The organism is Streptomyces sp. NPDC020362, assembly GCF_040642095.1.
GTDB lineage: Bacteria > Actinomycetota > Actinomycetes > Streptomycetales > Streptomycetaceae > Streptomyces.
In genome coordinates this window covers 1-22405 of sequence record NZ_JBFAET010000149.1, presented here as the reverse complement: position 1 = coordinate 22405, position 22405 = coordinate 1, and the positions used below count along the sequence as shown (strand labels likewise).

Annotated in this window: 25 protein-coding genes and 1 pseudogene; 13 read left to right on the top strand and 13 right to left on the bottom strand. The window is 73.0% G+C overall.

The features are described from left to right. Both AB0H32_RS35110 and AB0H32_RS35105 read right to left on the bottom strand, forming a co-directional pair. Positions 1-497 (bottom strand): maltotransferase domain-containing protein (locus tag AB0H32_RS35110; protein ID WP_361129373.1); only part of this gene is annotated, 497 nt, incomplete at its 3' end. Positions 498-602: 105 nt separating this feature from the next. Next, positions 603-902, bottom strand: coding sequence for a DUF5133 domain-containing protein (locus AB0H32_RS35105; protein ID WP_361129370.1), 300 nt, complete (start codon positions 900-902; stop codon positions 603-605). 332 nt (positions 903-1234) lie between these two features. Here AB0H32_RS35105 and AB0H32_RS35100 point away from each other — a divergent pair, with 332 nt between their 5' ends. Next, entirely contained in the window at positions 1235-1747 is a 513-nt protein-coding gene (locus tag AB0H32_RS35100) for a pep a2 (protein WP_361129367.1), read from the top strand. Beyond that, positions 1744-3888, top strand: a complete 2145-nt coding sequence (gene glgX, locus AB0H32_RS35095) for a glycogen debranching protein GlgX (RefSeq protein ID WP_361129365.1) — start codon at positions 1744-1746, stop codon at positions 3886-3888. The genes AB0H32_RS35100 and glgX overlap by 4 nt, the downstream gene beginning before the upstream one ends. 139 nt (positions 3889-4027) lie before the next feature. On the opposite strand, the gene AB0H32_RS35090 is transcribed toward glgX, so the two are convergent. Continuing rightward, positions 4028-4837 (bottom strand): VOC family protein, encoded by an 810-nt coding sequence (locus tag AB0H32_RS35090; RefSeq protein WP_361129362.1) that lies wholly within the window; start codon positions 4835-4837, stop codon positions 4028-4030. 126 nt (positions 4838-4963) lie between these two features. On the opposite strand from AB0H32_RS35090, the gene AB0H32_RS35085 reads away from it, so the two are divergent. Then, on the top strand, positions 4964-5320 hold the full coding sequence (locus AB0H32_RS35085; RefSeq protein WP_361129359.1) for an ANTAR domain-containing protein: 357 nt from the start codon (positions 4964-4966) through the stop codon (positions 5318-5320). 3 nt (positions 5321-5323) lie between these two features. Here the strand turns inward: AB0H32_RS35085 and AB0H32_RS35080 are convergent, their stop codons facing one another. Further along, positions 5324-6118 (bottom strand): RNA polymerase sigma factor SigF, encoded by a 795-nt coding sequence (locus tag AB0H32_RS35080; RefSeq protein WP_361129356.1) that lies wholly within the window; start codon positions 6116-6118, stop codon positions 5324-5326. A 249-nt stretch (positions 6119-6367) separates the two neighbouring features. On the opposite strand from AB0H32_RS35080, the gene AB0H32_RS35075 reads away from it, so the two are divergent. From AB0H32_RS35075 to AB0H32_RS35060, 4 genes are all read left to right on the top strand, one after another. Then, positions 6368-6820 (top strand): MarR family transcriptional regulator, encoded by a 453-nt coding sequence (locus AB0H32_RS35075; RefSeq protein WP_361129353.1) that lies wholly within the window; start codon positions 6368-6370, stop codon positions 6818-6820. After that, positions 6817-7656, top strand: a complete 840-nt coding sequence (locus AB0H32_RS35070; RefSeq protein ID WP_361129350.1) for an ATP-binding cassette domain-containing protein — start codon at positions 6817-6819, stop codon at positions 7654-7656. Before AB0H32_RS35075 ends, AB0H32_RS35070 begins: the two co-directional genes overlap by 4 nt. Further along, positions 7616-8473 (top strand): ABC transporter permease, encoded by an 858-nt coding sequence (locus tag AB0H32_RS35065; RefSeq protein WP_361129347.1) that lies wholly within the window; start codon positions 7616-7618, stop codon positions 8471-8473. Before AB0H32_RS35070 ends, AB0H32_RS35065 begins: the two co-directional genes overlap by 41 nt. Positions 8474-8661: 188 nt before the next feature. Then, positions 8662-9186, top strand: coding sequence for a hypothetical protein (locus AB0H32_RS35060; protein WP_361129344.1), 525 nt, complete (start codon positions 8662-8664; stop codon positions 9184-9186). Positions 9187-9192: 6 nt separating this feature from the next. Here the strand turns inward: AB0H32_RS35060 and hemC are convergent, their stop codons facing one another. From hemC to AB0H32_RS35040, 4 genes are all read right to left on the bottom strand, one after another. Next, on the bottom strand, positions 9193-10128 hold the full coding sequence (gene hemC, locus AB0H32_RS35055; protein WP_361129341.1) for a hydroxymethylbilane synthase: 936 nt from the start codon (positions 10126-10128) through the stop codon (positions 9193-9195). 41 nt (positions 10129-10169) lie between these two features. Further along, on the bottom strand, positions 10170-11003 hold the full coding sequence (locus AB0H32_RS35050) for a hypothetical protein (protein ID WP_361129338.1): 834 nt from the start codon (positions 11001-11003) through the stop codon (positions 10170-10172). Continuing rightward, positions 11000-11221 carry a hypothetical protein gene (locus tag AB0H32_RS35045; protein WP_361129335.1) on the bottom strand — a complete coding sequence of 74 codons (222 nt, stop codon included), beginning with the start codon at positions 11219-11221 and terminating at the stop codon, positions 11000-11002. Before AB0H32_RS35045 ends, AB0H32_RS35050 begins: the two co-directional genes overlap by 4 nt. Before the next feature lie 211 nt (positions 11222-11432). After that, positions 11433-12386, bottom strand: coding sequence for an ATP-dependent DNA ligase (locus AB0H32_RS35040; RefSeq protein ID WP_361129381.1), 954 nt, complete (start codon positions 12384-12386; stop codon positions 11433-11435). 585 nt (positions 12387-12971) lie between these two features. On the opposite strand from AB0H32_RS35040, the gene AB0H32_RS35035 reads away from it, so the two are divergent. Continuing rightward, positions 12972-13622 carry a TetR family transcriptional regulator gene (locus AB0H32_RS35035; protein WP_361129333.1) on the top strand — a complete coding sequence of 217 codons (651 nt, stop codon included), beginning with the start codon at positions 12972-12974 and terminating at the stop codon, positions 13620-13622. A 17-nt stretch (positions 13623-13639) separates the two neighbouring features. Here the strand turns inward: AB0H32_RS35035 and AB0H32_RS35030 are convergent, their stop codons facing one another. Both AB0H32_RS35030 and AB0H32_RS35025 read right to left on the bottom strand, forming a co-directional pair. After that, positions 13640-13864 (bottom strand): hypothetical protein, encoded by a 225-nt coding sequence (locus AB0H32_RS35030; RefSeq protein WP_361129330.1) that lies wholly within the window; start codon positions 13862-13864, stop codon positions 13640-13642. Positions 13865-13897: 33 nt separating this feature from the next. Continuing rightward, positions 13898-14791, bottom strand: a complete 894-nt coding sequence (locus AB0H32_RS35025; RefSeq protein ID WP_361129327.1) for an EamA family transporter — start codon at positions 14789-14791, stop codon at positions 13898-13900. 68 nt (positions 14792-14859) lie between these two features. On the opposite strand from AB0H32_RS35025, the gene AB0H32_RS35020 reads away from it, so the two are divergent. After that, positions 14860-15723 carry a LysR family transcriptional regulator gene (locus AB0H32_RS35020; RefSeq protein WP_361129324.1) on the top strand — a complete coding sequence of 288 codons (864 nt, stop codon included), beginning with the start codon at positions 14860-14862 and terminating at the stop codon, positions 15721-15723. Positions 15724-15899: 176 nt separating this feature from the next. Next, positions 15900-16330 (top strand): annotated as a pseudogene (locus tag AB0H32_RS35015) (FCD domain-containing protein); the annotation flags it as partial. Here the strand turns inward: AB0H32_RS35015 and AB0H32_RS35010 are convergent. Together AB0H32_RS35010 and AB0H32_RS35005 are read right to left on the bottom strand one after the other, a co-directional pair. Next, on the bottom strand, positions 16295-17056 hold the full coding sequence (locus AB0H32_RS35010; protein WP_361129321.1) for a DUF2690 domain-containing protein: 762 nt from the start codon (positions 17054-17056) through the stop codon (positions 16295-16297). The pseudogene AB0H32_RS35015 and the gene AB0H32_RS35010 overlap by 36 nt on opposite strands. A gap of 195 nt (positions 17057-17251) precedes the next feature. Beyond that, on the bottom strand, positions 17252-17770 hold the full coding sequence (locus tag AB0H32_RS35005; RefSeq protein ID WP_361129318.1) for a hypothetical protein: 519 nt from the start codon (positions 17768-17770) through the stop codon (positions 17252-17254). A gap of 882 nt (positions 17771-18652) precedes the next feature. Here AB0H32_RS35005 and AB0H32_RS35000 point away from each other — a divergent pair. Genes AB0H32_RS35000 through AB0H32_RS34990 form a run of 3 tightly spaced genes read left to right on the top strand, consistent with a single transcriptional unit; the run spans position 18653 to position 21882 of the window. Beyond that, positions 18653-19033, top strand: a complete 381-nt coding sequence (locus tag AB0H32_RS35000) for a DoxX family protein (RefSeq protein WP_361129379.1) — start codon at positions 18653-18655, stop codon at positions 19031-19033. Beyond that, positions 19030-19497, top strand: a complete 468-nt coding sequence (locus AB0H32_RS34995; protein ID WP_361129315.1) for a peroxiredoxin — start codon at positions 19030-19032, stop codon at positions 19495-19497. The genes AB0H32_RS35000 and AB0H32_RS34995 overlap by 4 nt, the downstream gene beginning before the upstream one ends. 54 nt (positions 19498-19551) lie before the next feature. Next, positions 19552-21882 carry a SpoIIE family protein phosphatase gene (locus tag AB0H32_RS34990; protein WP_361129312.1) on the top strand — a complete coding sequence of 777 codons (2331 nt, stop codon included), beginning with the start codon at positions 19552-19554 and terminating at the stop codon, positions 21880-21882. Here AB0H32_RS34990 and AB0H32_RS34985 read toward each other — a convergent pair whose 3' ends face one another. Continuing rightward, a complete protein-coding gene (locus tag AB0H32_RS34985; protein WP_361129376.1) occupies positions 21883-22317 on the bottom strand; it encodes a cupin domain-containing protein in 435 nt (144 codons plus the stop codon). Positions 22318-22405 lie beyond the last annotated feature (88 nt).

The following is a 22405-nucleotide window of genomic DNA, read 5'->3' as shown; positions in this document are numbered from 1 at the left end:
AGCGCGGCCTTCAGCCGGTGGTGCACCGACAGCGAATCGTCACCGAGAGCCCGCGCGGCGGCCAGGACCGGCTCGCGCTGCGGTCCCTTGGGGACTCCCGCGGCTGCACGCTCGTAGAGGTCGGCTCCCTCCTCCAGGACCAGCCCGGTGTCGATGCCCGCCGGCACCTTCACGGCGGCCACGTGCCGCCAGGTGGCCAGCGGATCGCTCCAGGCCTCCACGCGGAAGGTCCAGCGGCCGGTGGCGTCCGGGGTGATCTCCGCACCCCAGCGGTCGCTGCCCGGGGACAGCTCCCGCATCGGTGTCCACGGGCCCCGGCGCCCCGCCGGATCCCGCAGCACGACATTGGCGCCGACGGCGTCGTGCCCCTCCCGGAACACGGTCGCCGTGACCTGGACCGTCTCCCCGGCCACCGCCTTCGCCGGGCGCCTGCCGCAGTCCACGGCCGGCCGGACGTCTCGTACCGGTACGCGGCCGATGGCCGGGGTCCTGCGCATCTCTCACCTCCGCCGTGCGCGAAGCCGGGCCCGGGGCCCGGCTTCGCGATCCGAGAAACGGTTCGGCTGCTGCCGCCCGCATGGAACGCCCTGTACGGTGCCAGGTCAGTGCCTCGGCGCCGTGGAACGCCGCTCCGGTGGCGGCGCGCGCCGACCCGCCGGGTCCGGGTGCGGCCGCCCGTCGGAGCCGTGCAGATAGCCGGCCGGTGTGGAGCGCAGATAGCGCTCGGCGGCTTCCGCTGCCTCCCTGGCGCAGCGCTTTCCCATCAGCACGCACAAGGTGTAGCCCGAGTCCTCGAAAGTGGCCCGGACCGTGCGGTCGTGGGGCGAGGCGAGCATCACGCGCTCCCAGGCCCGGTAACGCCGCAACTGCCGGGCCACTTCGGCCTTGGCGGGTAGCAGCATGACCCTCTTCACCTTCCACGCTCTCGACTGGGCGCGTTCCCGACGGTCGGGTGGCGTCCGCGCACAGGAGGGCGCGGCACCGTTACGGCGATCGAGGCTTTCACTCATGGTGCACGGACGACGACACAACGTCCTGTTGGACGTTCAACCATCCGGCCGTACGTGAGGCTCGTGTTGCACGAATGGCGTAGCAACCTCACTGTGGAGATGACTCTGAAGCGATCAACGCTCACGCTGGGTGCCCGGGATCCCTCTCGGGCGGGACGGAGTCCGGGATCCCTCCCGGGCCGGGCGAGGGGAGCGGGAGCTTCGCGGGTGAGGAGCAAGCGACGATGAAGACCGCAGTGCCCTGCTACTACCACGTCGATGTGGAAGTCAGCCCGGAACGGGTGGGACAGGTCAGCCGCATACTGGCCGCCCATCTGCGCCACTGGGACCTCGAGAACCTCGTGGACTCCGTCCGTCACGGCATCGAACTGCTGTTGCGGGCGATCGACCAGCACGCCACGGACAAGCACACCTCGATCGAGATGTGGTGGAACGGACAGCACCTCATCACCGCCGTCGGCGGCGAGGACCGCGACCTGCGCCCCGACCAGGACCTCAGGGCGTGCCTCGCGGACATCGCCGCCATGAGCGACGGCTGGGGCTGCTGCGCCTCGGGGACCGGGTCCACGATCATCTGGTTCTCGCAGCGTGCCCGCTCCGGCGAGCGCGTACCGCTGGTCCCGACGGCCCCCGCGCCGACCCTGCGTCACGGGCTCCAGGTGCCCCGTGCCCTCCCGGTGGCCGTCCTGGCCGCCCCGGCGACCGCTGCGGACGACGCCCTGGAGGGCGCCCGGTGACGGCTCGCACGTCCCGCACAGGGGTGCCCGTCTGGAGCGGGCACCCCTACCCGTTGGGTGCCTCCTTCGACGGACAGGGCACCAACTTCGCGCTGTTCAGCGAGGTCGCCGAGCACGTCGAGCTGATCCTGGTGGACGACGCCGGCACCGAGCGGCCCGTCCCGCTGCACGAGGTCGACGGGTTCGTGTGGCACGCCCATCTGCCCGCCGTCGGCCCTGGGCAGCGCTACGGCTACCGCGTGCACGGCCCCTGGCAGCCGTCCTTGGGACACCGGTGCAACCCGGCGAAGCTGCTGCTCGACCCCTACGCGCGAGCGGTGGACGGGCAGATCGACAACCACGCCTCCCTCTACGAGCGTGCGCCGGACGGTCCGGCCCCGGCCGACAGCGCCGGGCACTCGATGCTCGGTGTGGTCACCGACCCGTACTTCGACTGGGGCGACGACCGCCCCCCACGGCACCCGTACGCCGACTCCGTCATCTACGAGGCGCACGTGCGCGGTCTGACCCGCACCCACCCGGACGTCCCCAAGCGGCTGCGCGGCACCTACGCCGGGCTCGCCCACCCCGCGGTCGTCGAGCACCTGACGACGCTCGGCGTCACCGCCGTGGAGCTGATGCCGGTCCACCAGTTCGTCCAGGACGGCATCCTGCAGGACCGGAGGCTGGCCAACTACTGGGGCTACAACACCATCGGCTTCTTCGCGCCGCACCATGCGTATGCGGCTTTCGGCAGCCGGGGCCAGCAGGTCGACGAGTTCAAGGCCATGGTGAAGGCGCTGCACGCGGCCGGCCTCGAAGTGATCCTCGACGTGGTCTACAACCACACGGCCGAGGGCAGCGAGAAGGGCCCCACGCTCTCCTTCCGGGGCATCGACAACGCCTCGTACTACCGCCTGGTCGACGGTGACTGGGCGCACTACTACGACACCACGGGCACCGGCAACAGCCTGCTGATGCGGCACCCCCACGTGCTGCAGCTGATCATGGACTCGCTGCGGTACTGGGTCACCGAGATGCACGTCGACGGGTTCCGTTTCGACCTCGCGGCCACGCTCGCCCGGCAGTTCCACGAGGTGGACCGGCTGTCGGCGTTCTTCGACCTGATCCAGCAGGACCCGGTGATCAGCCGTGTCAAGCTCATCGCCGAGCCCTGGGACGTGGGGGAGGGCGGTTACCAGGTCGGCAACTTCCCGCCGCTGTGGTCGGAGTGGAACGGCCGCTACCGGGACGCCGTACGGGACTTCTGGCGGGCGGAACCCGGCTCGCTCGGCGAGTTCGCCTCGCGGCTGACCGGCTCCTCCGACCTGTACCAGCACAGCCGGCGCCGGCCGCGCGCCAGCGTCAACTTCGTGACCGCGCACGACGGCTTCACGCTGCGCGACCTCGTGTCGTACAACGACAAGCACAACGAGGCCAACGGCGAGGACAACCGTGACGGCGAGAGCCACAACCGGTCCTGGAACTGCGGGGCGGAGGGCGACACCGACGACCCGGCCGTCCTCGAACTCCGCGCCCGCCAGCAGCGCAACCTGCTGGCCACGCTGCTGCTGTCGCAGGGCATCCCGATGCTCTGCCACGGCGACGAACTCGGCCGCACCCAGTGCGGCAACAACAACGCCTACTGCCAGGACAACGAAGTCTCATGGGTGGACTGGGACCTGACCGGCGAACAGCGTGCCCTCGCCGGGTTCACCGGGTACGTCATCGGCCTGCGCACCGGGCATCCCGTGCTGCGCAGGCGCCGCTTCTTCCTCGGTGAGACCGTGACCAACGCCGAGCAGCCGCTGCCCGACCTGGTGTGGCTGCGGCCCGACGCGCGCGAGATGACCGGCCGGGACTGGCAGCGCGAAGACGCGCACTCGGTCGGCGTGTTCCTCAACGGCGACGCCATCGCCGAACGCGACTCCTACGGCGGACGCGTGGTCGACGACTCCTTCCTGCTGCTGCTCAACGGCTACTGGGAACCCGTCGACTTCCGCCTCCCCGACGGCTCCTACGGCGAGCGCTGGACGACCCTGATCGACACCGCCGACCCCGACGGCGTCCCCGACGAACGCGAACGCAAGGCCGGCACCCGGCTCCGCGTGGAGTCCCGCAGCCTGATCCTGCTGTCCCGGCCGTCGCGCAGCGAGCGATAGCCCGGGCGGCCGGAGGGTCGGACGGCCGCGTGGCGGGGGCTCCCGCACCGGAGGCGTCACGCCGTCGGCCGCGGAACCGGCCGGCCCGCCCGGAAGTCCGTCAGTGTTCGGGGCTTGATGCCACGCTGGAGCGGACCCGTCAGCGTTCCGGGCGTGATGTCACGGTGAACTGGGCCCCGTCCGGGTCCCGCAGGACCGCCTCCGTCTCCTCCTCGTGCAGGACGCTGCCGCCGTGCTTCTCCGCGGTGCGGGCGCAGCTCAACACGTCGGACACCGCGAAATGGATCTGCCAGTGGGGCCTGACCGAGGGGTCCGGGGCCGCCTCCACCGCACCGGAGTCGATGCGCGCCACCACGTCGCCCCTGCTGCGCAGCACCACCTCGCCGCCCTCGTACTCGACCTCGCAGCAGCCCGGCACCCCGGTGGCCCAGCCGAGCGTCTCGCCGTAGAAGATCGCGGAGTCGAAGGCGTTGCGGGTGTGCAGCCGGATGAAGGTCGGGGCCGCGCGCCGCCAGGCCTCCCAGTTGCCGACCAGCTCTCCCTCCCAGATCCCGAAGGTGGCCCCGTCCCGGTCGGCGAGCAGCGCCGCCCGCCCCGGCGGGAACGACAGAGGTCCGACGGCTGCCGTACCGCCGCGCTCCCGGGCCCGTGACGCGGCCTCGTCCGCATCGGGCACGGCGAAGTACGGGGTCCAGGCCACCGCCATCTGCCACATGGCGGCGACCGCGGCGATCCCGGCGACGGGCACACCGTCGGCCAGGGCGATCCGGAAGTGCTCGCCGAGCTTGGCACCGCGCCATCGCCAGCCGAGCAGAGCGGAGTAGAACTCCTGGGTCGCCTCCAGGTCGCGGCTGGTCAGGCTCACCCAGCACGGCGCGCCGAAGACGGAGTGCGTGGACATGACGTCCCTCTTCCTCGGTCCACCGCTGGCAGGCGTGTCATCGTTCATCGCAGTCGCGTCCTGGTCTCGGGGTCCGGCGCCCGCCGGTCTGGCACCAGTGTCCGGCGGAAGGGGGCGTGGTGCCCGTCGAGTACCCCGGTGGCGGGGGTCCAGGCGGGTGAGCACGATGGAGGCATGGGAGAGTCGGAGCCCGACCGGATCGCCGAGCTGCAGGCCGAAGTGCACCAGTTGAAGGAAGCCGTGGCTTCGCACGCCGTCGTGGATCAGGCCATCGGGATGGTGGTCGCCCTCGGCCGGGTGACGCCCGACGAGGGGTGGGAGGTGCTGAAGGAGGTCTCCCAGCACACCAACATCAAGCTGCGCACCATCGCCGATCTGATCCTCATCTGGGGGCGCCGCGGCGACATCCCGCCCGAGGTCCGCTCCGCGCTGGAGGACACCCTGGACCGGTACGGCCCCATCCAGGTCCCCGGGGCGGCCGAGCCGATCCCCGCCGCCGTCGAGGAGACCCCCGACGGCACACCGGAGTGAGGCTCAGCCGGTCTCCGCGAGCAGTTCCTCACGCAGCCGGTCGAAGCAGCCGCTGAGCAGCCGGGAGACGTGCATCTGCGAGATGCCCAGCTGCTGGGCGATCCGGCTCTGCGTCATCCCGCCGAAGAACCGCAGATAGAGGATGGTGCGCTCACGCTCCGGCAGCGCCTGGAGGCATGGCCTGACGGCGGCGCGGTCGACCACGAGGTCGAAGCCGGGGTCGGCCTCGCCCAGGCAGTCCCCGAGCGCGTAGCCCTCCGTGCCCGTCACCTCCGCGTCCAGGGACAGCGCCGAGAAGCACTCCAGGGCCTCCATGCCGGTCTGCACCTCGGCCTCGCTGAGCAGGGTGTGCGCGGCGATCTCGGCGACGGTGGGCGCCCGGCCGCCTGGCGTGGTCTGGGCCAGCTCCTTGACGGCGCCGCGGACCCGGTTGCGCAGATCCTGCACCCGGCGCGGCACGTGCAGGGTCCACATGTGGTCGCGGAAGTGGCGCTTGATCTCGCCGGTGACCGTGGGTACCGCGTACGCCTCGAAGGCGCGGCCGCGGCCGGGGTCGTAGTGGTCGACGGCCTTCACCAGGCCGAGTGCGGCCACCTGGTACAGATCCTCCAGGGACTCCCCGCGGCTGCGGAACCGTACGGCGATCCGCTCGGCCATGGGCAGCCAGAGCCGGACCAGCTCGTCCCTGAGCGCCCGGCGTTCGGGACCGTCGGGCAGCTTCGCAAGCCGTTCGAAGGACTCGGCCGTATCAGGGGCGTCGTCGTGGGGATGGGACTTCGTGCTGCCAGTGACAGGCATCGTGCGCACCTCTCTCAACAGGTGCTGAGTTCGACAGACACCGTGGGAGGGGCTCGGACCGCGACAGGGACACCGGGGTGCCCGGCTGAGCCGGTTCCCACGGACGTGCCTCCTGTCCGAAGCACTTATGGTCGGATTCCCCTCGTCGGATGCATCGAAACAAATCAGCTGATATCGGAATGATTCAGGCTGCTCGCTTGGTCACTCCATGGGAGGCATTACCTCTGTAACAGAGGTAATCTTCTGTCCGTGGAACCGGACATCTCCGAGGAACTGGCCGACGCCCTCGTACGGATCCAGCGGCTGGTCCGGCGTCGGCTGCGCGGCGGGCTCACCGGGCCGCGGCTGCGCGGTGCGGAGGTGGAGCTGCTCAGGCTCGTCGAGGCCAGACCCGGCGTCGGCATCTCGGACGCTGCACGCGCCCTGCACCTGGCGGGCAACTCCGTGTCGACCCTGGTCAACCAGCTCGTCCGAGACGGTCATCTGACCCGGGAGACCGACCCGGCCGACCGGCGGGCCGCCCGGCTGATGCTCACCGGGGCCGCGGAGAAGCGGCTGGAGGACTGGCGGCGCCGCCGTACCGAACTGGTCGGCAGGCATCTGTCCCAGCTCGACGAAGCCGACCGCGAGGCCCTGCGCGCGGCACTGCCCGCGCTGCGCAGGCTGGCCGTCACCCTGCACGAGGAGGCCGAGGAAGCATGACCAGCGACACGTCCGCCGAGAGCGCCCGAGCCGTCACCTGCACCCGCCTCGCCCACGCCTTCGGGGACACCAGGGCGGTCGACGGACTCGACCTGGCCGTCCGCGAGGGCGAGGTGTTCGGACTGCTCGGCCCCAACGGCGCCGGCAAGACCACCGCCATCCGCTGCATCACCACGCTCCTCCCGGTCCCGGCGGGCATGGTCCGGGTCTTCGGGCGCGACGCCGCGAGGGACCGCATGGCGGTGCGCCGCCTCCTCGGCTACGTCCCCCAGCAGCTGTCCGCGGACAGCGGGCTCACCGGACGGGAGAACGTCGCCCTGTTCGCCCGCGTCTTCGACGTGCCGCGCCGCGAGCGCGCCGAACGCGTCGGCCAGGCCCTGGCCGCCGTGGGCCTCGCCGATGCCGCCGACCGGCTCGCCGGCACCTACTCCGGCGGCATGGTCCGCCGCCTCGAACTCGCCCAGGCCCTGGTCAGCGCGCCCCGGCTGCTGATCCTCGACGAACCCACCATCGGCCTCGACCCGATCGCCCGCACCGGCGTATGGGACCACATCAACGCCGTCCGCGCCGCCACCGGCATGACCGTCCTCGTCACGACCCACTACATGGACGAGGCCGACCAGTACTGCGACCGGGTCGGCCTGATGCACCGCGGCCGCGTCCGCGCCCTGGGCACCCCGGCCGAGCTGCGCCAGGGGCTCGCCGAACGCCGCGGCACGGACACCCTGCCCACGCTGGAGGACGTCTTCCGGGACGTCGCCGGCAGCGGCCTCGACTCCGGAGGAGGTTTCCGCGATGTCCGAAGCACCCGCCGCACCGCCCACCGCGTCGGCTGACGACACCGCCGCAGGCACCGCCCTGCTGCTCAGCCCGCCCCACCCCCGTGCGGGCTGGCGGCTGCTGCCCGCCCGGGTCGTCGCGATGTGCGCCGTGGAACTGCAGAAGCTGCGCCACGACCGCACGGAGCTGTACACCCGCGCGGTCCAGCCCGCGCTGTGGCTGCTGATCTTCGGTCAGACCTTCACCCGGATCCGGGCGATACCCACCGGCGGCATCCCCTACATCGACTACCTGGCGCCCGGCATCATCGCCCAGTCCGCGATGTTCATCGCCATCTTCTACGGCATCCAGATCATCTGGGAGCGGGACGCCGGCATCCTGAACAAGCTCCTCGTCACCCCCACCCCGCGCTCGGCGCTGGTCACCGGCAAGGCGTTCGCGGCGGGCGTGAAGTCGCTGGTCCAGGCCGTCGTCGTCATCGTCATCGCGGCTCTGCTCGGCGTCGCCCTCACCTGGAACCCGCTGAAGCTGCTCGGCGTGGCCACGGCCGTGGTCCTCGCCTCCGCGTTCTTCTCCTGCCTGTCGATGACCATCGCCGGCATCGTACTGAGCCGCGACCGGCTGATGGGCTTCGGCCAGGCGATCACCATGCCGCTGTTCTTCGCGTCCAACGCCTTGTACCCCGTCTCGGTGATGCCAGGCTGGCTCCAGGCCGTCAGCAAGGTCAACCCGCTCAGCTACCAGGTCGACGCCCTGCGCGGCCTCCTGCTCGGCACGCCCGCCCGCCTCGCCGCCGACTTCGGGGTCCTGGCGGTGGCCGCCGCCCTCGGCATCACCGCGGCCTCCTCGCTGCTCGGCCGACTGGCCCGGTGATCTTGCCGCGGACGTGATGTGCGGCACGCACCGGTGCCCCCTTGCGGAGCTGTCGGCGGGATTCTTCCTGGGCAGCGCTTGATCACCGATCAAAGCGGGCGAACCCCCTGGCCACAGCGCATTCTGCTCATTTGACAGTGCACTGAGAGCACAGATAGACAGCAGCTCTTGAGGTCGAGAGGGGCACTGTGTACGAGCCGAACGTGGTCGGGGACTGGCACGAGTACGACGAGCATGCCGGTCTGCGGGTCCGCGTCCACTGCCTGCAGGCGGCCGAGCCGCCGCGAGGACGCGACGACGCCGCGGCCGGGCTCACGTACTTCACTGTCCGGGTGACCGTCGAGAACCGTGGCGCACGGCACTACGGCATCCATCTGGAGGACGGCCAGATCGACGTGCGGGTCGGCCCGGACGGGGAGAGCGCGTTCATCGACTGGCGCAACTCGCAGTTCATCGAGGGCTTCGACGTCTATCCGCTGCGCCGGGCCACCGCCGTGCTCTACGCGGCCGCCCCCGAGGCCGCCCTGACGCACGTGGACGTACAGGTCCAGCTGCGGGTCGAGGAGGAGTGGACCGACCGCCGGCTGTGGACGGGCGGCATTGGCGTCACGGAGGGGGCTGCCGCGCCCGCGCCGGCCGGCACCGGCCAGGGCAGTCTGGCCCACCAGGTCAGTGCCTTCCTGAAGGACCAGACGGAGCCGGGCACCGCCTGACGAGGGTCAGTGCGGGATGCCGTCGATGATCTCCCGCGCCCCCTGCCGCAGCAGTGCCACCGCGACCGAGGTGCCGAGCGTGGCCGCATCGAGCCGCCCCGCCCATTCGTGGGCGTTCAGCCGGGTCTTGCCGTCCGGCGTGAACACGCAGGCACGCAGGGACAGTTCACCGCTGCGGTCGACGCGCGCGTAGCCGGCGATGGGGCTGTTGCAGTGCCCCTGGAGCACATGCAGGAACATGCGCTCGGCCGTGGCCTCCCGGTTCGTGTCCGGGTCGCCGAGCGCGCTGACCGCGTCGATCAGCTCGGCATCGCCCTCCCGGCACTGCAGGGCGAGGATGCCCGCGCCGATCGGCGGCATCATCGACTCCGGGGACAGCACCTCACTGATCACGTCCGTGCGGCCGATCCGCTCCAGACCGGACGCCGCCAGCAGCAGCGCGTCCGCCTCCCCGGCGGCCAGTTTCTCCAGGCGGCGGTTGGCGTTGCCGCGGAAGGGCACGCACTCCAGGTGCGGGTGCGTGGCGGCCAGCTGGGCCACCCGGCGTACCGAGGAGGTGCCGATCCGGGTACCGGCCGGCAGCTCGTCGAGGGTGAGCCCGCCCGGATGCACCAGCGCGTCACGGATGTCGTCGCGCTTCAGGAACGCGGCGAACACCGTGCCGGCGGGCAGCGGCCGGTCGGCGGGCACGTCCTTGACGCAGTGCACCGCGAGGTCCGCCTCCCCGGCCAGCAGGGCCGCGTCCACCTCCTTGGTGAACGCCCCCTTGCCCTCGACCTTGGAGAGGTCGCCGAGCCACTTGTCGCCCGTGGTCTTCACGGGCACGACCTCGGTGCGCACGCCGGGATGCAGCACGCCCAACTCGGCGCGGACGCGCTCGACTTGGGCGAGAGCCATCGGTGAGTCACGCGAGACGATACGGATCAGTTCCGGGACGGACATGGGGGACACGATAGACCCTCGGGCGCCCTGCCCCGCCCCTGTCACATCGGCAGCCGCCAGTCGAAGGGAAACAGATCCGTCTCCCAGCCCGGGCTCGCGGCGAGGGCGCCGGCACGCTCCGGCGTCCGCAGGAGACTGCGGTGGCGCAGGAGTTCGCGCCGCTCGGCCGACGTCAGCAGGGCTTCGGCACTGCCCTTGGCCACGGCGTCGACGTGCGTGCGGCCCATGACGTTGAGCCGGTCCTCCGCCGCGGTCCGGATGTCGACGCGGAAGCCCGTACGCCACTGCGAGTTGGAGCCCCAGCCCATGGACAGGTCGACGGTGGGCCGGTGCCGGCGCCGGAAGGCCCAGTACAGCGGGGAGCGGTCGGCCACCCCGCGCTCGGCGTGCCGGGCACCGGCCCGCACCCGCACACCGGCCCGGCCGAACACCATGTCACCCAGTCGCAGACCGGGCCACACGACGCCCGTGATCCCGACAGGCCGGTCCGGATCGGCCGTCTGCTCCACCTCCACGATCTCGTGCAGGAAGGGGTCGAAGACCGAGCACTCCTCGAACGGCACCATGCCCAAGTCCGTGAACAGCAGCAGATACTGGTCCCTGGTCAGCCCCGGTCCCGCCCAGGGATCGTGGCCGGGAGGCTGGAACGAGAGCAACAGGACGTCGCTGACCCGGCTCAGGGCGTACAGCTCCCACAGATCGCCGGGGTGCCCCGGGCGCGCGTCGGCCGCCCCGGGCAGCGGGGCGCACAGCGGGTCCCCGGCCGCTCGGACGCGCGCCAGCCACGGTTCGACGACGTCGGCGTACGGGTCGTGGCCGTCATGGCCGAGGAGCTCCTCGTACAGCTCCCGGGCGCCGGCTCGTTCCCGGCTCATGCGGCGACCGCCGGGCCATGGCGCAGCCTCTGCTTCCTCCGGGCGCCGAGAAGGTCGTGAAACCGCATCGCGACCCTGACCCGGGCAGAGGTCTGCGCCTGCACCGCGACGAGGCCCTGCCGCCGGGGCGCAGCGTCCGGGCGTGGTCGCGGGGAGGGCAGACCAGCCGCGTCCACGGCGGCGGGCGTGTCCTTGGTCAGTTCTGTAGGACCATCCATCCGGTCATCATGAGATGCGATCGGGCGGGCGTCCACAGAGATCGACGGCGGCCGCGCCGCAGGCCGGGGTGCGGCCCGCGATGCCCGACGACGGCGGAACCCACCTCCTTCGGGCGGCATCGCGGTGCCGCGAACGGCCGTGCGGTGCAGGCGAGTCCGGTGCCCCGGCCGCCTGAACCGCCGCCGGGGCTGCAGGAAGTCCCGCCGGCGTTCAGACGACATCCTCCGGCAGATCCGCCGACGACTCCTCGGGCGTGAGGTCCGCACGCAGCCGCAGCCACGACGGCTGGCGCAGCATCCCGGCCCGGGTCCGGGTGCTGAAGGCGACCTCGCCGACCAGGCGGGGCAGCACCCAGTGCGCGTCCGCGATCCGTGGCACCGGGTCGAAAGGGCACCGGTCGCTCGCGGCCGCCCGCAGCAGCGCCGCCAGCTCCGTCCGCTCCGCCTCGCTCCAGCCGGTGCCCACCCCGCCGACGTAGCGCAGCCGGTCGCCCGCGCGCTGGCCGACCAGCACCGCGCCCGGCAGACCGGTCAGCCGCCCCTTGCCGGGCAGCCAGCCCCCGACGATCACGTCCTCGCTGCGCATGTTCCGGATCTTGATCCAGGCGCGGGAGCGCACGCCCGGCTCGTACACCGAGTCCAGCCGCTTGCACACCAGGCCCTCCAGGCCGTGCTCGCGGGTGGCCCGGAGCGCCTCGGCGCCGTGTCCGGTCACCGCTCCCGGCGTCGACCAGTACGGCCCGGCGAGGCCCAGCTCGGTCAGTCGTGCCCGCCGCTGCGCGTAGGGAAGCCGCAGCAGCGGGCGTTCCAGGTACGGGACGTCGAACAGCACCAGGTGCACGGGTACCCGTGCGGCCCGGCGCGCCGCGCGGGCGGGGGAGTGCGCGAGGCCCATCCGGCTCTGCAGCAACTGGAAGTCGGCGCGCCCCTGTTCGTCCAGGGCGAGCACCTCGCCGTCCAGGACGGCGGGCGCGGCGCCAACAACGGTGCCGAGCGGCCGCAGCTCGGGGTAGGCGGCGGTGATGTCCTCGCCGGAGCGGGCACGCAGCAGCACGCTGCCGTCCCCCGGCAGATAGACCATCACCCGCTGGCCGTCCTGCTTGGTCTCGTACGCCCAGCGCAGGTCCTGGGCGGCGGGCGGCAGCGATCCGGGGGAGGCGAGCATCGGCGCGATGAGCGGCAGGGTCACGGCGGTCACGGCTGAAGGTGTCGACCGCTCCCGGCGCCCGCACGCCCCTTCCGGCACCGGTTCGCCTGAACGGGCCCGTCCCAGCGGCCGGCCGGGGCCGCGCATGGATGTGCCCCGACTGACGGGCGTGCGCGGCGAGTTGGCCGCGTCGACGGATGTCTGGGCCGCGTTGACGGACGTCCGGGTGCGTCGCGGCCCGGTGGACCGGTGTGCGGACCGTCGGCGCGGACGCGACCGGAAGAAGCTCCACGCCACGAGAGCGACGACCGTGAGGGCGAACAGGCCCAGCGGGGTTCCGCTGCCCCGGCCCCGGCCGGCGCCCTCGGAGACGGCGAGCAGCAGTGAGAAGAGCCCGGCCGCCATGCCGAGCAAGCCGGGGAGGTCGAAGCGGCCGCCGGTGCGGTTTCGCGGAAAGGCCGTCCGGGCGGGGCCTGTCGGCCGGGGGCCGGGCGCGCCCCGTAGGCTTCCCTGGCTGGACCTCGCCGCCCCGGTCGAGGACCTGGAGCGGTGCGCGGGACCGGCCGCCCCAGGACGGTGCGCAGTCCCGGAGCGGTGGTGAGCATGGCGCGCAGCACGGCCCGTGCGGAGCAGGTGAACGCGACGCGGGAGTCGATCCTGGCCGCGGCGGAGCGGCTGTTCGCCGAGCACGGCGTGTACGCCGTCTCCAACCGTCAGGTCAGCGAGGCCGCGGGCCAGGGCAACAACGCCGCGGTCGGCTACCACTTCGGCACCAAGGCCGACCTGGTCCGCGCGGTCGCGCGCCGGCACGCCGCGCCCATCGAGGTGCTGCGGGAACGGTCCCTGGCGGCGGCCGCCGGCTCCACCGACGTGCGCGACTGGGTCGACTGCCTGGTGCGCCCGGTCACCGAGCACCTGGCCGGCCTGGGCAGCCCCACCTGGTACGCGCGGTTCTGCGCCCAGGTGATGACCGACCCGGCGCTGCACGAGATCATGGTCGAGGAGTCCCTGACCGCCCCTGCCCTGCGGGACGCGATCGACGGCCTGAACCGCACCCTGCCCGCGCTGCCCGCCGAGGTCCGCACCGAACGCGGCCAGATGGTCCGGGCGCTGATCCTGCACACCTGTGCCGAGCGGGAGCGGGCTCTCGCCGAGGGCGCCCCGACCCCGCGCACCACCTGGAGCGAGGTCGCCACGGGGCTCGCCGACGCGATCGTGGGGCTGTGGCTCGCTCCGGTCACCCGTCCCCGCTGATCGCTGCGCATCGAACGTCACCACGACCGTCTCGGCGGCCCGGGCGTGAGCGCCGGCTCGAAGGCCCGGTCGGCCTGCGGGGACGGGGCACGGTGGCTGATGGGCTTCGCGAAGGGCTCATGGCGCTCGACGGGCAGCGGGGCGACCTCGAAGATCTCGGTCGGGCAGCCCTGCGGGGCGACGAGGGTCGGCTCGCTGCGCAGCATGCCGCCGAGGTCGATCTCGGAACCCTCCTTCTGCACGGCCAGGCGTCGTCGGGCGGGTGGGGGCGGGCGTCAGTCGCGCCTGGTGGCGATGGTGAGGGCGTTCGCTGCGACCACCGCCCCGATGCCCGCCCACTCCGGGCCGCCGAGCCCCTGGCCGAGCACGACCCACCCGACGACGGCCGCGAGGACCGGGTTGACGCTCATGAACAGCCCGAACGTCTGCGCGGGCACGGTCCGCAGGGTGAGCAGGTCCGCGAGATACGGCACGGCCGAGGAGAGCACCCCGGCGGCGATCGCGCACAGCACGGCCCCGGCGGTGGGCGGGTGCCGTACGGCGACGGCGATGCCGGCCGGCAGGAAGGCCAGAGCCGACACCCCGGCCGCGGCGCCCGCCCCCTGGGCCCCCGGGATGCGACGGCCCACGACCCGGTTGAGCAGGATGTACGACGCCCAGCAGCAGGCGGCCACCAGGCCGAGGCCCATGCCCATGTAGTCGGTCGAGGGCTGTGGGCGCATCAGGACGACGACCCCGGCCGCCGCCAGCGCAGCGCACCCCACGTCCAGCCGCCGCCGGGACCCGGCCAGCGCGATGGCGAGCGGCCCCAGGAATTCCAGGGTCACCGCGAGGCCGAGGCCGATCCGGTCGACCGCGCTGTACAGGCTGAGGTTCATCGTGCCGAAGACCGCCGCCAGCAGCAGCACCGGCCACCACTGGTGCCGGGTGAACGCCCGCAGCCGCGGCCTGCCGACGGCCAGCAGGACCAGCGCGGCGACGTACTGCCGCACCGCCACCACCCCGAGCGGTCCCAGCACGGGGAAGGCCAGTGCCCCGATCGCCGCGCCGGTCTGGTTGGACAGGCCGCTGGCGGACATGGTGGCCACGCCGGCCCACCGCCGTGGCGCGGGACCGGACCCCGCCGTGGACACGGTCGCGGCGGCGGGGCGTTCGAAGGCTCGAGACATAGCGGGATGGTGCGCCGCCAGGATGTTTGAGCAAAATGCATGCCAGGCTCGATCTATACGCTGAGCGTATGCATGAAGCGGACATCGACCTGCGGCAGCTCCGCTGCCTCGTGGCCATCGTGGACGAGGGAACCTTCACCGACGCCGCCGTCGCCCTCGGCGTCTCCCAGGCCGCTGTCTCCCGCAGCCTCGCCTCCCTCGAACGGGCCCTGGGCGTACGGCTGCTCAGGCGCACCTCGCGCGCGGTGACCCCGACCGCGACCGGGCTGCGCGTGCTGGCCCAGGCGCGGCGGGTGCTCGCGGACGTGTCCGAGCTGGTCCGGGAGGCCACCGCGGGACACGAACGGGTGCGGATCGGGTACGCCTGGTCGGCGATCGGCCGCCACACGGTGGCCTTCCAGCGGGGCTGGAGCGCCGCGCATCCCGGCACCGACCTGCACCTGGTGCGGGTCAACTCCCCGTCCGCGGGCCTGGCCGAAGGCGCCTGCGACCTCGCGGTCGTCCGCAGGCCGCTGGACGACCGGCGCTTCGGCACCGCCATCGTCGGCCTGGAACGGCGCCTGTGCGCACTGGCCGCCGACGACTCCCTCGCCAGGCGCCGCTCGGTCCGGCTCGCCGACCTCTCCGGCCGCACCCTCTTCGTCGACCGCCGTACCGGCACGGCCACCCCGGAGCTGTGGCCCGCCGAAGCCCGGCCGGCCGTCGAGGAGACGCACGACGTGGACGACTGGCTCACCGTCATCGCCGCCGGACGCGGTATCGGGGTGACCGCCGAGTCCACCGCGTACCAGTACCCGAGGCCCGGCATCGTCTACCGGCCGGTGCGCGACGCCGAACCCGTCGCCGTGCGTCTCGCCTGGTGGCGGGACGACCCGCACCCGGCTCACCAGGCCGTGCTCGAACTGCTCACCGGTCTCTACCGCACCGGCTGAGCGTCCGGGCCGAGGTACGCGAACGGAATTGCCGACCATCTTGTTGGGCCGGATCTGCGTCCGGCAGGCCCTCGTTCAGGGAGGGCACAACGCCGAAGGACGCCCGTCCGACCACCGGAGAGCAGGCCGGGCAGCATGCGCTCGCACTGTTGCGGCAGGCGCTCCTGAACGGCGGGATGGCGCCCGCCCAGTGGCTGGTGCAGAACGTACTCGCCGGGCAGTTCGGTGTGACGCGGGCCGGCATCCGGGGGCACCGATCGATCCGGTGGCTCAGGGCCTGGTCGAACGGATCCGGGGCCGCGGCTCGCGGGTGCGGGTGGTGACCGTGGAGGAAGCGGTCGCGGTCAAGGAGTGCCGCATGGTCCTGTGCGCGGCCAAGGCTGCCGTCGCGGCCAGTGACGAGCAGCCGGCAGAACCGGCCGACCTCGGCGCGGCGACGCGGAAGGCCGTAGCCGACGGTGAGCCGGTGACGTACTCCGACGTCAACCACCGACTCCACGACCGGATCCGGCAGACGTCCGGGCAGCGGGCCGCCATCGAGCTGCTGGAGCGGCTCGACGCCCGACTGGTCTCACGGCTCGTCCACCGGTTCCACGTCCAGCCCGGTGCACGCCAGCCGCCTGCCCACCTCGGCGCATGCCTCCACACCCCGGGGCGAACGGACGGCGAGCATCGGGCTGGTGTATCCGGCGGAGTCCTCCGCCGGATAGCTCGCCGACAGCAGGTCCCGCCCCGCCCGCACCGACACCTCGCGTGCCTGCGGGGGGTGTACGCGTACCTCCGACCACGCGGTGCCGCAGGTGGGCGAGTAGCGCAGGCGGACGTCGTAGGCGGAGTCGGCGACCCTGCTCTCGGTCTGCGCGTCCCGGGCGCACACCGAGGCGTCGGGCAACTCGCCCTGGCACGAGCGTGCGTGGCAGCCGGGCCGGGGCAGCACGGTCTGTGCGGTGGGGGCGGGGGTGCCCGGCCGCCCGGCCACGGTGACGGCGGCGGCCATCGCCGCGACCGTACCGAGCATGGCGAGCGCCGACAGCGGGAGCCACCGGCTGCGGGGCCGTGCCTGCTGCTTCGGGGGGACGGGCGCGGCCGCCTCCTCGGCCGCCTCCCACAGGGCCAGGACGGGTGCGGGGTCGGCGCCGGCCAGTCGGCTGAGCGCCTCCACGGCCGGTCGCGGGGGCCGTTGGGTACCGGTCAGATAGCGGTGCCAGGCCGACTTGCTGTAGGGGGTGCGTGCGGCCAGGGCCGCCAGGCTCAGTCCCGTACGGTTTCTCAGTTCGCGCAGTCTCACCACCAGCGGCTCGTCAGGTGCGGCCGATCCTTGGGGATGCGGCATCGTGCGTCCCTCGACTCCCAATCCGCTATGGGCGCTTTAGCCCCTGTTGTCGGAATGGCTTCCCGGGAGATCGGCCTCTGCAACACGCGGTGAGGTATGAGGACGGTGAGGCGTATATGGATCGAAGGCCCGTTCGGGGAAGGGGAGTTCCCGAACGGGCCTTCGATGGTCAGGTCGTGCGGCGGTCCGCGGCGGTCAGCACCACCGGACGGTGCGCCCCGTGCGGACGTAGCGCGCGGAGACGTAGCCCTGGTGGTGGGGGAGCCGGTACCAGACGTGGTTGCCGAAGACCCAGGAGCCGTACGTCTTGCAGGTGACCGTCAGCAGCCGGTGGGAGTGCCGGTGGCCGATCACTCGGTAGTAGGTGCCCGGCCCCGAGCGGACGTTCAGCCGGGCGTGATGGGTGACGACCCGCCCGACGACGGGCAGCGTGCGGCGGTACGACATGCCCTGGACGACGGCCCGTGCGGCTCCCGGCGCGACGAGGTGGTGGGCGCGGCGGTGGTGGAACCGGCGGTGGTGGGCGCGGTGCGTGTGCCGCCTGGCGTGGTGGCTGCGGTGCTTCTGGTGCTGCGCGGGGTGCTGCGTCGCCACGGCGGCTGCCGGGCGCGGGGCGGTCGCGGCGCTCGCCGGGGCGGCCCCGGCCGCCGCGGGCAGGAACGCGAGTACTGTGACCGTGGCCAGCAGACCGCTCTTGATGGTCCGTCGGATCATGGAAACCTCCGGCTGTCGTTCTCGTGACCACGAACGGTGATCACGTCAGGCAGCGTTGCCGTGGCGGGCCGCCGGGATGCCGTCCCGGCATCCCGTGGGACGCCGGGGACGTGCCCGGGGACGGGCCGTGCCGCCGATCCCCGGTCGATCCGGTCCTCGGCCGGAGGCGTTCCGCCGTCCTGCCCGTCTCCGTGGACGTACCGCTCCGTGGGGAACCGCATCATTTACTTGACTTGCGCAACCAAGCGGTGGGCTCGGGGCGTGCCCACGGAACCGCTGCCCTGTGTCCCCGCCGCTTCTCCCGAGGTCGTCGAGACCCAGCGAGCCCTGCCCCGCGTCACCTGCCTCGGCACCCGTGCCCGCCGGCACGACCGGCTGATGGTGCCGGCCGGTGTGCCGCTGGACCGGCCCGCGGTGGCGCGGCCGCGTCGGGCCGCCGACTCCCAGCCGCTCGGGCCGGGGGAGCCGGCGCAGCAGCTGGGCGTGGAGGCCTCCCCTGTGCCCCGGACCGTGCAGCAGCTGGAGCGGGCGGGGTACGTCACCCGGGTCCCCGCCCCGACGACCGCCGGGCCCAGCGGATCCGGCTCACCTACGCCGGCCGGCCGGGAGGCCGTCGCGCGGATCCGTGAGGCGGGTGCCCGCGGGATGCTGCTCGCCCTGGCCGACCGGCTGCCCGGGGAGCTCGGGCAGCCGGCGGTGCTCTTCCACCGCATGGTCGACGACGTCCTCGGGTGCGCGGTCGACGACGAGTCGGGCCGGGAGGCGGGCGTCCCTGCGGCGCAGCCCGCAGCGGGGCGGTTCTACCCGTCGGATACTCCCGATGGGGCGCCCCGTGCCCTACCGTCGAGTAATATCCGGCGGCAGGTCACCAGAGGAGGAACCGTGCCCCGGTCCGAACGATCACCCCTGCTGCTGGCCGGCCTGCTGGCCGCCGCCGGGGTCGCCCACTTCGCTTCCCCGAAGCAGTTCGACGCCACGATCCCCCGGGTGCTGCCGGGCTCGCCCAGGGCGTGGACGTACGGCAGCGGGGTCGTGGAGCTGGCACTGGCGGCCGGGGTGGCCTCTCCCCGCACCCGTGCCGTGGCCGCCAGGGCGGCGGCCGCCTTCTTCGTCGGAGTCTTCCCCGCCAACGTCAAGCTGGCCGTGGACTGGCGCCATCGGCCCGCCCCGCAGCGGACCGCGGCCCTGGCCCGGCTTCCCCTCCAGGTACCGCTCGTGCTGTGGGCCCGCGGTGTCGCCCGCAGCGGGGAGGGACGGTCATGACGGAGCGCATCGAGGTCGGGGACAAGGCCGAGGACTTCGCGCTGCCCGACGAGAGCGGCGCCACCCGGCGGCTCACCGAGCTGCTGGCCGACGGGCCTGTCGTGCTGTTCTTCTATCCCGCCGCCCTGACCCCCGGCTGCACGGCCGAGGCCTGCCACTTCCGCGACCTGGCCGCGGAATTCGCGTCCGTGGGTGCCCGCCCCGTCGGCATCAGCGGCGACAGCGTCGAACGGCAGCAGGAGTTCGCCGGACGGCACACGCTCGGCATGCCCCTGCTCTCCGACGCCGACGGGGCGGTGCGTGAGCGGTTCGGCGTCAGGCGGGGCTTCACCCTCGCGCCGACCAAGCGGGTCACCTTCGTCATCGCGCAGGACCGCACGGTGCTGGAGATCGTCCGCAGCGAACTGCGCATGAACACCCATGCCGATCGGGCGCTGTCCGTACTGCGTGCTCACCAGGGCTGAGCCGGGTCGTCCCCGCGCTTGATGCGTCGGAGCATTCGGATCATCCTTGGGCATATGGAGCGTGTCGCGGCCGCGGCGATCATTGATGCCCAGGGCAGGCTGACCGGGTGGAGCGAGGGCGCGCGGCTGCTCACGGGGCACACGGCGGACGAGATCGTCGGCCGGCCGGTGGCCGGTCTCCTCGCCGAGGACGTACCCCCCGGTGTCCTCGCCGCACGGTCCGGCACCGTCGCACTGCGCCACCGCGACGGCCACCGGGTCGAGGTGGCGCTCAGCGCCTGCCCGGTCCTCGGTCCGGGCGGCGAGGAGGCCGGACATGTGATCACCGCCACCGTGCCCGGACCGGCCCTGGCCGACCAGGCCTTCCAGCAGGCGTCCATGTCCATGTCGGTCTTCGACCTCCGGCAGAGCTATCTGCGCGCCAACGACGCGGCCTGCCGGCTGCTGGGTGTGTCCGAGGAGTCGCTGGTCGGCCGGTTCTATCCGGAGACCGTGGAGGACGCCGAGCACAGCCAGGGCTTTCTGCATCATCTGCGCCAGGTCGCCGAGACCGGCCTGCCGGTGCGCTACGAGAGCTTCACCGGCACTCCGGCCCCGAGCCGGGTGCATGCGTGGAGCATCGAGATGTGGCCCCTGCGGGACGTCTCCGGCGAGCTGGCCGGGGTCGCGCTGGCAGCATTCGACAGCAGTGAGCAGTACCGGGCCCGGCGCCGCCTCGCCCTGCTGAACGAGGCGGCCACCGGCATCGGCACCACCCTGGACGTGGTGCGTACCGCCGAGGAGCTGATCGAGCTGCTCGTCCCGCAGTACGCCGACTTCGCCAGCATCGACCTGCTGGACTGGGTCCTCGGGGAGGACGAACTGCCGATGATCCCGGACGGCGCCCTCACGCTGCGCCGCGTCGCGCACGGATCCACGCAGGAGGGCAACCCGGGTGTGGCCGTCCATCTGGGCGAGATGCACGGCTACCAGCCGTCCTCGCCGCCGGCCCGCGCCCTGCAGGAGGGCGGGGCGGTCCTCGGCCGCACCGGCGAGCCCGACTTCGACGAGTGGCTCGCGGAGCGCAACGCGCGCAGTCCCGAGGGCCGCCCCTACCGCGTGGGCGTCCACTCCATGATCGCCGTACCGCTGCTGGCCCGCGGCACCACGCTGGGCGTCGCGGTGTGCGTGCGGTCGCGCCACCCGGAGGACTACGCGCCCGACGACGCCGTCCTCGCCGAGGAGCTCGCCAGCCGCGCCGCCGTCTGCATCGACAACGCCCGCCGCTTCGCCCGCGAACGCAGCACCGCCCACGCCCTCCAGCACAGCCTGCTGCCCAGGGGGCTGCCCGGACAGGCCGCGGTCGAGGTGGCTCACCGGTATCTGCCGTCCGGATCGCTGGCGGGCATCGGCGGCGACTGGTTCGACGTGATCCCGCTCTCTGGCAGCCGGGTCGGGCTGGTCGTCGGCGACGTGGTCGGCCACGGCATCCAGTCCTCGGCCACCATGGGCCGGCTGCGCACGGCCGTGCGCACCCTCGCCGACGTCGACCTGCCCCCGGACGAGCTCCTCACCCACCTCGACGACCTGGTCACCCACCTGGCCTCCGACGACAGCGGAGAAGAGGTCGCCGAACTCGGCGCCACCTGCCTCTACGCCGTCTACGATCCCGTCTCCCGCCGCCTCTCCCTGGCCGCTGCCGGCCACCCGGCGCCGGCCCTCGTCCTGCCCGGCGGCACCCCGGAGTTCCTCCCCATGACCGCCGGACCGCCCCTCGGGGTCGGCGGGCTGCCCTTCGAGGCGATGGAAGTCGACCTGCCCGAGGGCTCGATCGTCGCCCTCTATACCGACGGGCTGGTCGAGGACCGGGACCGGGACGTCGACCACGCCACCGACGAACTGCGCCGTGCCCTCGGCGCGCCGGCCGACTCCCTGGAAGATCTCACCGACAACGTCCTCAAGGCCGTCATGCCCGAACAGCCCACCGACGACGTGGCCCTGCTCATGGTCCGCACCCGCGCCCTGGGCACCGATCGCGTCGCGACCTGGGACGTACCGCCCGACCCGGCCGAGGTGGCCGCCTTCCGGCAGGCGGCCACCGAGCGGCTGGCCGCCTGGGGACTGGAGGAGGCCGCGTTCGTCACCGAACTCGTCGTCAGCGAACTCGTCACCAACGCCATCCGCTACGGCGTACCGCCCATCAAGCTGCGCCTGATCCGCGACCGCGCGCTCATCGTCGAGGTCTCCGACGCCAGTTCCACCTCCCCGCACCTGCGCCGGGCGCACGCCTACGACGAAGGCGGCCGCGGGCTGCTGCTGGTCGCCCAGCTCACCCAGCGCTGGGGCAGCCGGCAGACGGGTACCGGCAAGACGATCTGGGCGGATCAACCGCTGCCCGAGGGGTGATCACCGGAACGGGCAGCCCGGCTTCGGTGCGTCCTCGGAGAACGGCGAACAGTGCGGCAGCACGTAGGGCACGTAGAGCACGAGCGGGGTGTCGCCCAGGTTCCGGCCGATGTGCACAGGGTCCGGACCGGTCGGCTCCTGGATCGTCGCGCCCGTCCGGTGGACGCCTTCTGGGGCGCAGGCGGAGTCGAAGCGGCTGAGGGTGCCCTGCTTCACGAAGCCCTGCAGCGGGCCTTTGCGGTGGTGCCATCCGGTGCTCTGACCGGGCGGGACGGTGATCTCCCGCAGCGTGCAGTCGGTGCCGCCGACCGTGGTCCGGCCAAATCTCCGGGCCGTCACCCCGGGCCCCGCGGGGGTCGCCCCGGCGGTGCCGCAGGCAAGGACGCCGGCGGCGGTCGCCGCGCCGATGACGGCGGTGTGCAGTGCGGTGCGCATGCGGAAGCCTCCCGGACCGCGAGCGGTCATCGCCGCGAAGAGGGAGGCGGAGCAGGCGCGTTGGGGCCGGAACCCGGTGACCCGGATT

Bases quoted from the DNA above. Each gene is read 5' to 3' on its own strand.
- AB0H32_RS35090 (WP_361129362.1), bottom strand. From the start codon at position 4,837: ATGAACGATGACACGCCTGCCAGCGGTGGACCGAGGAAGAGGGACGTC.
- AB0H32_RS35100 (WP_361129367.1), top strand. From the start codon at position 1,235: ATGAAGACCGCAGTGCCCTGCTACTACCACGTCGATGTGGAAGTCAGC.
- hemC (WP_361129341.1), bottom strand. From the start codon at position 10,128: ATGTCCGTCCCGGAACTGATCCGTATCGTCTCGCGTGACTCACCGATG.
- AB0H32_RS34990 (WP_361129312.1), top strand. From the start codon at position 19,552: ATGGAGCGTGTCGCGGCCGCGGCGATCATTGATGCCCAGGGCAGGCTG.
- AB0H32_RS35025 (WP_361129327.1), bottom strand. From the start codon at position 14,791: ATGTCTCGAGCCTTCGAACGCCCCGCCGCCGCGACCGTGTCCACGGCG.
- AB0H32_RS35005 (WP_361129318.1), bottom strand. From the start codon at position 17,770: ATGATCCGACGGACCATCAAGAGCGGTCTGCTGGCCACGGTCACAGTA.
- AB0H32_RS35065 (WP_361129347.1), top strand. From the start codon at position 7,616: ATGTCCGAAGCACCCGCCGCACCGCCCACCGCGTCGGCTGACGACACC.
- AB0H32_RS34985 (WP_361129376.1), bottom strand. From the start codon at position 22,317: ATGCGCACCGCACTGCACACCGCCGTCATCGGCGCGGCGACCGCCGCC.
- AB0H32_RS35070 (WP_361129350.1), top strand. From the start codon at position 6,817: ATGACCAGCGACACGTCCGCCGAGAGCGCCCGAGCCGTCACCTGCACC.
- AB0H32_RS35010 (WP_361129321.1), bottom strand. From the start codon at position 17,056: ATGCCGCATCCCCAAGGATCGGCCGCACCTGACGAGCCGCTGGTGGTG.
- AB0H32_RS34995 (WP_361129315.1), top strand. From the start codon at position 19,030: ATGACGGAGCGCATCGAGGTCGGGGACAAGGCCGAGGACTTCGCGCTG.
- AB0H32_RS35040 (WP_361129381.1), bottom strand. From the start codon at position 12,386: ATGCTCGCCTCCCCCGGATCGCTGCCGCCCGCCGCCCAGGACCTGCGC.
- AB0H32_RS35080 (WP_361129356.1), bottom strand. From the start codon at position 6,118: ATGCCTGTCACTGGCAGCACGAAGTCCCATCCCCACGACGACGCCCCT.
- AB0H32_RS35045 (WP_361129335.1), bottom strand. From the start codon at position 11,221: ATGGATGGTCCTACAGAACTGACCAAGGACACGCCCGCCGCCGTGGAC.
- AB0H32_RS35105 (WP_361129370.1), bottom strand. From the start codon at position 902: ATGCTGCTACCCGCCAAGGCCGAAGTGGCCCGGCAGTTGCGGCGTTAC.
- AB0H32_RS35085 (WP_361129359.1), top strand. From the start codon at position 4,964: ATGGGAGAGTCGGAGCCCGACCGGATCGCCGAGCTGCAGGCCGAAGTG.
- AB0H32_RS35020 (WP_361129324.1), top strand. From the start codon at position 14,860: ATGCATGAAGCGGACATCGACCTGCGGCAGCTCCGCTGCCTCGTGGCC.
- AB0H32_RS35050 (WP_361129338.1), bottom strand. From the start codon at position 11,003: ATGAGCCGGGAACGAGCCGGCGCCCGGGAGCTGTACGAGGAGCTCCTC.
- AB0H32_RS35035 (WP_361129333.1), top strand. From the start codon at position 12,972: ATGGCGCGCAGCACGGCCCGTGCGGAGCAGGTGAACGCGACGCGGGAG.